Source organism: Amycolatopsis sp. NPDC043889, assembly GCF_056435645.1.
Window position 1 is genome coordinate 205,292 of sequence record NZ_JBWKEC010000013.1, and the last position, 9,988, is coordinate 215,279.

Below are 9,988 nucleotides of genomic sequence, written 5' to 3' on the forward strand. Positions count from 1 at the left end.
CGAGCGAGGGTGTGATGGCGGACCAAGAGAAGCTTCTCGACCTGCTGAAGCGGGTGACCGGGGACCTGCACCGGACCCGGGAACGGCTGCGTGACGCCGAGGACGGACGGCACGAGCCGATCGCGATCGTCGGCATGGCCTGCCGGTTCCCCGGCGGGGCCGACACGCCCGCCGCGCTGTGGGACCTGGTCGAGGGCGGCCGCGAGGGCATCGGCGAGTTCCCGGCCGACCGCGGCTGGGACACCTCCGGCCTGTTCGACGACGACCCCGACCATCGCGGCACCACCTACGTGCGCACCGGTGGTTTCCTGCCCGGCGCCGCCGGATTCGACGCCGAGTTCTTCGGGATCTCGCCGCGTGAGGCGCTGGCCATGGAACCGCAGCAGCGGCTGCTGCTGGAGGTCGGCTGGGAGGCCGTCGAACGCGCCGGCCTCGACCCGGCCGCGCTGCGCGGCAGCCCCACCGGTGTCTACGTCGGCGTTTCCGCGCAGGAGTACGGGCCGCGTCTGCACAATCCGGGCGACACGGTGGACGGCTACCTGCTCACCGGCACCACCTGCAGTGTCCACTCCGGACGGATCGCCTACCAGCTCGGCCTGGAGGGCCCGGCGGTCTCGATCGACACGGCGTGTTCGTCGTCGCTGGTCGCCGTGCACGCGGCGGTGCGCGGGCTGCGGGCGGGAGAGTGCACGCTCGCCCTCGCCGGTGGCGTCAACCTGATGGCCTCGCCGGGGATCTTCGTCGATTTCGCGCGGCAGCGCGGCCTGGCGCCGGACGGGCGCTGCAAGTCGTTCTCCGACGCCGCCGACGGCACCGCCTGGGCCGAGGGTGTCGGGATGCTCGTGCTGGAGAAGCTGTCCGACGCCCAGCGCAACGGGCACCGGATCCTCGCCGTGGTGCGGGGTTCCGCGGTGAACTCCGACGGCGCTTCCAACGGCCTCACCGCCCCGAACGGTCCGTCACAGCAGCGCGTGATCCGCGCCGCGCTCGCCGACGCGCGACTGTCCACTTCAGACGTAGACGCCATCGAGGCGCACGGCACGGGCACCAGGCTGGGTGACCCGATCGAGGCCGAAGCGCTGATGGCCACCTACGGCCGTGATCGTGATCGCCCGCTGTTCCTCGGCTCGGTCAAGTCGAACTTCGGGCACGCGCAGGCCGCGGCCGGGGTCGCCGGGATCATCAAGATGGTCGAGGCGATGCGTCACGGGGTCCTGCCGCCCACCCTCAACGTCGGCACGCCCAGCCGCGAGGTCGACTGGTCCGCCGGGCCGGTCTCGCTGCTGACCGAACGCACACCATGGCCCGAGACCGGGCGGCCCCGTTCGGCGGCGGTGTCGTCGTTCGGGATCAGCGGGACGAACGCGCACGTCGTGCTGGAACAGGCCCCGCCGGAGGAACCCGCCGCCGTTCAGGACGCTCCAGCCGTCGTGCCGTTGCTGCTGTCCGCGGCCACGGAACCGGCGCTGGCCGCACAAGCGGCCCGTCTGCTTTCCGTGGCCGGTACCGCCGAGCCGATCGACGTCGCGCACACGCTGACGACCCGGGCGGCGCTGCCGTACCGGGCCGTCGTCACGGGCACGGACTGGGAAACCCTCTCGGCGGGTCTGTCCGAAGTGACCGAGGGTGCGGGGTCCCGGGTGATGGAGGGTGGGCTGGTCTTCCTGTTCACCGGTCAGGGTTCGCAACGGCCGGGGATGGGTGCTTCGTTGTACGAGGCGTTCCCGGTGTTCGCGGCGGCGTATGACGAGGTGTGCGCGCTGCTGCCGGAGTTCGGGGATCTGTCGCGGACGGAGTTCGCGCAGCCGGCGATTTTCGCTTTGGAAGTGGCGTTGTTCCGGTTGGTGGAGTCGTGGGGTGTCCGGCCGGATTACCTGGCGGGGCATTCGATCGGCGAGATCGCCGCCGCCCATGTCGCCGGAGTGCTGTCCTTGGCCGACGCGGCGAAACTCGTGACGGCACGCGGCCGGTTGATGCAGGCCTTGCCGCCGGGCGGGGTGATGGTCGCGATCCAGGCGTCCGAGGACGAACTCGGCGAGCTGCCCGAGGGAGTCTCCCTGGCCGCAGTGAACGGTCCGTCGTCGGTGGTGCTTTCCGGCGCCGAGGAAGCCACGCTCGCGCTCGCGGCTCGGTTCAGCGACCGGAAGACCAAGCGGCTGGACGTGTCGCACGCATTCCACTCGGTGCTGATGGAACCGATGCTGGACGACTTCGCCGAAGTGGTCCGGGGCCTGGAGTTCTCGGCGCCGCGGATTCCGATCGTGTCCACGGTGACGGAGACGGCGGACCTGACGGACCCGGCGTACTGGGTCACGCATGTCCGGGAGACAGTGCGGTTCGCCGGCGCGGTCGAGCGCCTGACCGCGGCCGGGGTCACGAAGTTCTTCGAGCTCGGGCCGGACGCCGTGCTCAGCGCGCTCGTCGACGCCTGCGTGCCCGCGCTGCGCCGCGGTCACGACGAACCCCGGCAGCTGGTCTCCGCGCTCGGCACGCTGCACACGCGCGGTGTCCCCGTCGACTGGGCCGCCTACCTCGGCGGCGGCCGGTTCACCGAACTGCCGACGTACGCCTTCCAGCACGAGCACTTCTGGCTCGGCCAGGAAAGCGACGCCGACGTCACCGCGGCCGGGCTCGCCGCCGCCGACCACCCGCTGCTCGGCGCCGCCGTGTCCGTCGCAGCCGACGACGGTGTCCTGCTCACCGGACGCCTCTCGCTCGACCGGCATCCGTGGCTGGCCGACCACGTCGTCGCGGGCCGCGTGCTCGTCCCCGGCACCGCGTTCGCCGAACTCGCCGTCCGCGCGGGCGACGAAGCGGGCTGCGCGGGCGTGGAAGAGCTGGTCCTGCGGGAACCGCTGGTCCTCGAACCCGGCACCGCGCCGGAGGTCCAGGTCGTCGCGGGCGCGGCCGACGAGCACGGACGCCGTCCGGTGTCGATCCATTCGCGGCTTCCGGAGCGGCCGTGGGTCACCCACGCGACCGGCTTCCTCGGCGCTCCGCCGGTGTCCACTATGGACACCGTTTGGCCGCCGGAGAACGCCGAATCGCTGGGGCTCGAAGACGCCTACGACCAGCTGGCCGCCGCCGGACTCGCGTACGGGCCGATGTTCCGCGGCCTGCGCAAGGTCTGGCGTCGCGACACGGAGATCTTCGCCGAAGTCGCTCTGCCGGAGCCCGGGCAGGCGGCGAAGTTCGGTCTGCACCCGGCACTGCTGGACGCCGCGCTCCAGGCCACCGCCGTCACCGGCGAGGACCAGGGTTCGGTGCCGTTCGCCTGGCGTGACGTCGTGCTGCACGCGCGGGGCGCGACCGAACTGCGCGTGCACGCTCGGCCGGTCGCCGACGGCTTCGCGCTGGACCTCGCCGACGGCACGGGGACACCCGTCGCCTCCGTGGGCGGGCTCAGCGTCCGCGCCGTCACGGCCACGGCCACGGTGCGGGACGGCCTCTATCGTGTCGAAGACGTGCCGCTTCCCACCGGTTCTGAGGACATCACGCCCGCGGCGGTGGTGGAAGCCGATTCGCTCGACACCACTCTCCTCGCGTTGCAAGACTTCCTGGCCACGGACGAGCCAGCTCCGCTGGTGGTGCTGACCGATCGCGAAGGCGCGGTCGAAGGGCTGGTCCGGGCCGCGCAGACCGAGCATCCGGGCCGGATCGTCCTGGTCCGCGGCACGCATGCCGACGTCGAAGCCGCCCTCGGCACCGGTGAACCCGAAGTGCACGCCGACGGCGGAAGCCTGTTCGCGCCGCGCCTGGCCAGAGCAGGCACCGGTGAGTCCACACTGGACACTTCCGGGACCGTGCTGATCACCGGCGGCACCGGTGGTCTCGGCGCCCGCCTCGCCCGGCATCTGGTCGCCGAACACGGTGTCCGGCATCTGCTGCTGGTCAGCCGCCGTGGCGAGGCCGCGCCCGGTGCCCAGGAACTCGCCGACGAACTCGGGGCCCGGATCGAGGCCTGCGACGTCTCCGATCGCGATCAGGTTCGCGACCTCCTGGCGCGGGCCGAGCCTCCGGTCACCGGCGTCGTCCATGCGGCGGGTGTCCTCGACGACGGTGTGGTCACGTCGCTCACCCCCGAGCGGGTCGCCGCCGTGTACCGGGCGAAGGCCACGGCCGCCCATGTACTCGACGAACTCACCGGTGACCTCGACTTCTTCGTGCTGTTCTCCTCGATCGCCGGGGTGTTCGGCTCACCGGGGCAGGGGGCGTACTCGGCGGCGAACGCCGAGCTGGACGCTCTCGCCCGGCGACGCCGCACCGCTGGGAAGCCCGCGCAGTCACTCGCGTGGGGTCTGTGGCGAGACGGGATGGGTGCTTCGCTGAGCGGCACCGACCGGGACCGGATCGGCAGGGACGGCTTCGGCGCTCTCGAACCGGAAGAGGGGCTCGCGCTGTTCGACGCCGCCGTGGCCGACGGCGGTGCCGTCCTCGTCCCCATGCGGCTCGACCTCGCCGCCGTGCGGAACGCCGGTGTCCCGCCGTTGTTGCGCGGCCTGGTCCGCGTCCGGACTCGTCGCGAAGCCGCCCGCCGCACCGATACCGGGCTGGCGGGACGGCTCGCCGGGCTGTCCGAAACCGACCGGGAAGCCCTGCTGATCGACCTGGTCCGGGCACGCGTCGCGGCTGTCCTCGGCCGGGCGGGCGCGGGCACCGTTGAGCCGTCGCGGCCGTTCACGGAACTGGGCTTCGACTCGCTGACCGCCGTCGAACTGCGCAACGAACTCACCACGGAGACCGGGTTGCGGCTGCCCGCGACGCTCGTCTTCGATCATCCGAGCCCGGCGGCGGTGGCCGCGTACCTCGGCGCCGAACTGCTCGGCGCCCCGGAACCGGCGCGTCCGGTGGTGACCCGGCGCGCCGCCGACGAGCCGATCGCGATCGTCGCGATGAGCTGCCGGTATCCCGGCGATGTCCGGTCACCCGAGGAGCTGTGGGAACTCGTGGCCGCGGGCACCGACGCGATCTCGCCGTTCCCCGGCGGACGCGGCTGGGACGTCGACGGGATCTACGACCCCGAACCCGGCCTGCCCGGCAAGACCTACACCCGGCACGGTGGCTTCCTGCACGACGCGGGCGAGTTCGATCCCGAGTTCTTCGGCATCTCGCCACGGGAAGCCCTGGCGATGGACCCGCAGCAACGCCTGCTGCTGGAGATCAGCTGGGAGGCGCTCGAACGCGCCCGGCTCGATCCGGCGTCGCTGAAGGGCAGCGCCACCGGTGTGTTCGCCGGGATCATGTACTACGACTACGCCGCGAAACTGGCCAGCGTGCCCGACAGTGTCGCCGGATTCCTGGGCACCGGGACCTCGGCCAGCGTCCTGTCCGGGCGGATCGCGTACACCCTCGGGCTGGAAGGCCCGGCGGTGTCGGTCGACACGGCGTGTTCGTCGTCGCTGGTCGCCCTGCATCTGGCCGCCCGGTCGCTGCGGGCGGGCGAGTGCGACATGGCGCTCGCCGGCGGGGTCACCGTGATGGCGACGCCGGAGACCTTCCTCGACTTCTCCCGTCAGCGCGGGCTTTCCCCGGACGGGCGCTGCAAGTCGTTCTCCGCCGGCGCCGACGGCACCGGCTGGTCGGAAGGCGCCGGGGTGCTCGTGCTGGAGCGGCTTTCGGACGCTCGCCGCAACGGGCATCCGGTGCTGGCCGTGGTGCGCGGTTCCGCGGTCAACCAGGACGGCGCGTCCAACGGCCTCACCGCGCCCAACGGGCCCTCGCAGCAGCGCGTGATCCGCGCCGCGCTCGCCGACGCCGGTCTGTCCACTTCGGACATCGACGCGGTCGAGGCGCACGGGACGGGCACGCGGCTGGGCGACCCGATCGAGGCGCAGGCGCTCATCGCGACCTACGGCGCCGAGCGGGACGAACCGTTGTGGTTCGGTTCGGTCAAGTCGAACCTCGGTCACACGCAGGCCGCCGCCGGGGTCGCCGGGATCATCAAGATGGTCGAGGCGATGCGCCGGGGTGTGCTGCCGCGGACCCTGCACGCGGCGGAACCGTCGGCGGAGATCGACTGGGACGCCGGCGCCGTGGATCTGCTCCGTGACTCGAGGCCGTGGCCGGAGGTGAGCCGTCCTCGCCGGGCCGGGGTGTCGTCGTTCGGGATCAGCGGGACGAACGCGCACGTCGTCCTGGAGCAGGTCCCGGCCGAAGCGCCCGCTGAGCCCGCTTCGCACGGCGTCGTTCCGTGGGTGCTGTCGGCGAAAACCGATCAGGCCGTCGCCGACCAGGCCCGTGCCCTCCTGTCCCTTGTGGACGATGCCGATCCCCGTGACGTGGCGTACTCCCTGGCCACAACGCGGACCGCGCACGAGCGCCGGGCCGCGGTCGTCGGTGCGGACGCGGAGAGTCTGCGTGCCGGGCTCGAAACCATCGCCACAGGTGGTGGGATCGCCGGTCGTGCGACGCGGGGCAAGCTCGCTTTCCTGTTCACCGGTCAGGGTTCGCAGCATCCCGGGATGGGTGCTTCGTTGTACGAGGCGTTCCCGGTGTTCGCGGCGGCGTATGACGAGGTGTGCGCGCTGCTGCCGGAGTTCGGGGATCTGTCGCGGACGGAGTTCGCGCAGCCGGCGATCTTCGCCCTGGAAGTGGCGTTGTTCCGGTTGGTGGAGTCGTGGGGTGTGCGGCCGGATTACCTGGTGGGGCATTCGATCGGTGAGATCGCGGCCGCGCATGTCGCCGGAGTGCTGTCGTTGGCGGACGCGGCGAAGCTCGTCACGGCACGCGGCCGGTTGATGCAGGCCTTGCCGCCGGGCGGGGTGATGGTCGCCGTCCAGGCGTCGGAGGACGAGATCGGGGAGTTGCCCGAGGGTGTCTCGCTGGGGGCGGTCAACGGACCGTCTTCGGTGGTGCTTTCGGGTGCCGAGGAGCCGACACTCGCCGTCGTGGCCCGGTTCGCCGATCGCAAGACGAAGCGGCTGGACGTGTCGCACGCGTTCCATTCGGTGCTGATGGAACCGATGCTGGACGAGTTCGCCGCGGTGGTCCGGGAACTGACGTTCTCGGAGCCGCGTATTCCGATGGTGTCGAACGTGGCTGACCCGGCGTACTGGGTCGCGCACGTCCGGGAGACCGTCCGGTTCGCCGCGGCGGTCGAGGAGCTCCGCGCCGACGGTGTCACGAAGTTCCTCGAAATCGGCCCGGACGCGGTGCTTTCGCCACTCACCGACGGCATTCCCCTGCTGCGCAAGGGACGCGACGAAGCCGTGACGGCGATGACCGCGCTCGCCACCCTCCACGTCCAAGGTGTCCGCGTCGACTGGGACGCCGTGCTACCGGGTGCCCGCGCGGTCGACCTGCCGACATACCCCTTCCAACGCAAACACTTCTGGCTCGAACCGGCCCCGGTCGGAGATCTCACCTCGGCCGGGCTGGACTCGCCGGGGCATCCGCTGCTCGCCGCAGGGCTGTCCCTCGCCGAGAGCGACGGTACCGTCCTCACGGGACGGATCTCGCTCGCGACCCATCCCTGGCTCGCCGGGCATACGGTGCACGACACCGTCCTGCTGCCGGGCGCGGCGCTCGCCGAACTCGCCGTCCGGGCGGGTGACGAGGCCGGGCGGCCGCGGCTGGTCGAACTGACCTTGCACGCTCCCGTCGTGCTCCCCGAGAGCGGGCCTCTCGAACTGCAGGTCGCGGTCAGCGCCGCGGCGGCGGTGACCATCCACTCGCGGATCCCCGGCGAGGATTGGGAACTCAACGCGCTGGGCCTGCTGGCCGAGGCCGAGCCGCCCGCGAAGGGCTTCGTGTGGCCGGACGGTCTCGAACCCATCGACCTCGGCTCGTTCTACGACGACCTCGCCGACCGCGGGTTCGTCTACGGCCCGCTCTTCCAGGGCCTGCGTGCGGCGTGGCGGCACGGTGAGGACCGCTACGCCGAGATCTCGCTGCCCGAGGACGCCCGGGAGGACGCGGCCCGGTTCGGGATCCACCCGGCGTTGTTCGACGCCGCCCTGCACGGCATGTTCCTCGGCGAGGGTGAGGAGTCGGGGGCGCTGCCGTTCAGCTGGAGCGATGTCAGCCTGCACGCGACCGGCGCCACGACGGTCCGCGCGCGGCTGCGGTTCCTCGCGCCCGGGGAGGTCGCGGTCGACCTGACCGACCTCGCCGGGGCACCGGTGCTGTCGGTCGGCTCACTGGTCGTCCGCGCGGTCACCGGCGAACAGGTGCGGGCCGGGGAAGACCGGTCGCTGTTCCGCGTCGAGCACATCGCGGCCGAGGCGGCGTCCGCCACGCCGGTGCCGTGGGTGCGGTGGGACGAGGTGACCGAGCCGGTCCCGCCGGTGGTCGTCCTGCCGGTGCCGTCGGCGGGGATCCACGCTGTCCTCGAAGTCCTGCAACGGTTCCTGTCCGAGCCCCGGTTCTCCGGCTCGCGGCTGGTGGTGGTCACCGGCGATGGGCTCGACGACGCGGCCGCGGCCGGCCTGGTGCGGTCCGCGCAAGCCGAGAACCCCGGCCGGTTCGTCATCCTCGACGGCGAAGTGTCCGATGTGGACACCGCACTGGCCACCGGCGAACCCCGGATCCGGGTTCGGGACGGCCGCGCCGAGGTGCCGCGGCTGGTCCGGGCCGAGCCCGGCCCGAAACCGGACTGGGAGTCCGCGGGCACGGTGCTGATCACCGGCGGTACCGGTGGTGTCGGCGCGAAACTGGCCGAACGGCTCGTGACCGAACATGGAGTCGGGCGGCTGGTCCTCACCAGCCGTCGCGGCCTCGCCGCTCCCGGCGCCCAAGAACTGGCCGCCCGGCTGGGCGAGCTGGGCGCCGAGGTGCGCGTCGAAGCGTGCGACGTCGCCGATCGCGACGCGGTCGCCGCTCTGCTGGACGGCATCCCCGAACTGTCGGGCATCGTGCACGCGGCGGGTGTGCTCGACGATGGCGTCGTCACCGCGCTGACCCCGGAACGCCTGGACCGGGTCCTCGGCCCGAAGGCCGACGGGGCCCGTCACCTGCACGAACTGACCCTCGACCGGACGCTGACCGAGTTCGTGCTGGTCTCTTCGGTGTCCGGCGTGCTCGGCGGGCCGGGGCAGGGCAACTACGCCGCGGCCAACGCCTACCTCGACGCGCTGGCCGAGCGACGGCACGCCGACGGCCTGCCCGCGCGGTCGCTCGCGTACGGGATGTGGGCCGCCGAGGGGATGGGCGGGGTCCTCGACCAGGCGCTGATCGACAGGATGCGGCGTGACGGCTTCGGGGCGCTCACACCGGAAGAGGGCGCGGCGTTGTTCGACCTGGCACCCGGGCCGGTGGCCGTACCGGTCAAACTCGACCTGGCCGGGCTGCGGGACCAGGCCAGGGCGGGTGTGCTGCCCGCGCTGCTCACCGGGCTCGTCCGGCTTCCCGTGCGGCGGACGGCTTCCCCGGTCGCGGAATCCGCCGCCCTCACTCCCGAGGCGGTGGAAGACCTGGTCCGGACGCAGACCGCGCAGGTGCTCGGCTTCGCCACGGCGGACGAGGTGGATCCGGACCACGCGTTCACCGACCTCGGCTTCGACTCACTGACGTCGGTCGAACTGCGCAACCGGCTCGCGGCCGCGGCGGGACGGCAACTCGGGGCGACGGTGGTGTTCGACCACCCGACCCCCTCGGCGCTCGCGGCACACCTCCGGACACTGCTGTTCCCGGAGGTCGCGGTGCCCGACGAGGCGCGGCTGCGGCGGGCGCTGGCGGGCGCGCCGGTCGAGCGGCTCCGGGAACTGGGGGTGCTGGAGGCTCTGGTGAAGCTGGCCGAGGAACTGCCCGAGTCCGAGGCCACGGTGTCCGCCGAGTCGATCGACGATCTGGACGTGGGGGACCTGATCAGCCGGGCGATGTCGACCGCCGAGCAGGGCTGAAGGGGTCCCCCGGTCCATGTGGTCGTGGGTGGGGGGTTTGGGTGGGGACCCAACCCCCCCCCCCCACCCCCCCAACCCCCCCCCCCCCCCCCCCCAACAAACCCCGCAGCACTTCGGTGTCCGCGGCGTGATTTTCCTTGGGGGTAAAA

The 9,988-nt window shown here is 72.4% G+C and carries 1 protein-coding gene; it reads left to right on the plus strand.

The annotated features are described in order from the left end of the window. Positions 1-14 precede the first annotated feature (14 nt). On the plus strand, positions 15-9,839 hold the full coding sequence (locus tag AC0685_RS24210; RefSeq protein WP_478227607.1) for an SDR family NAD(P)-dependent oxidoreductase: 9,825 nt from the start codon (positions 15-17) through the stop codon (positions 9,837-9,839). The last annotated feature ends 149 nt before the right edge of the window (positions 9,840-9,988 follow it).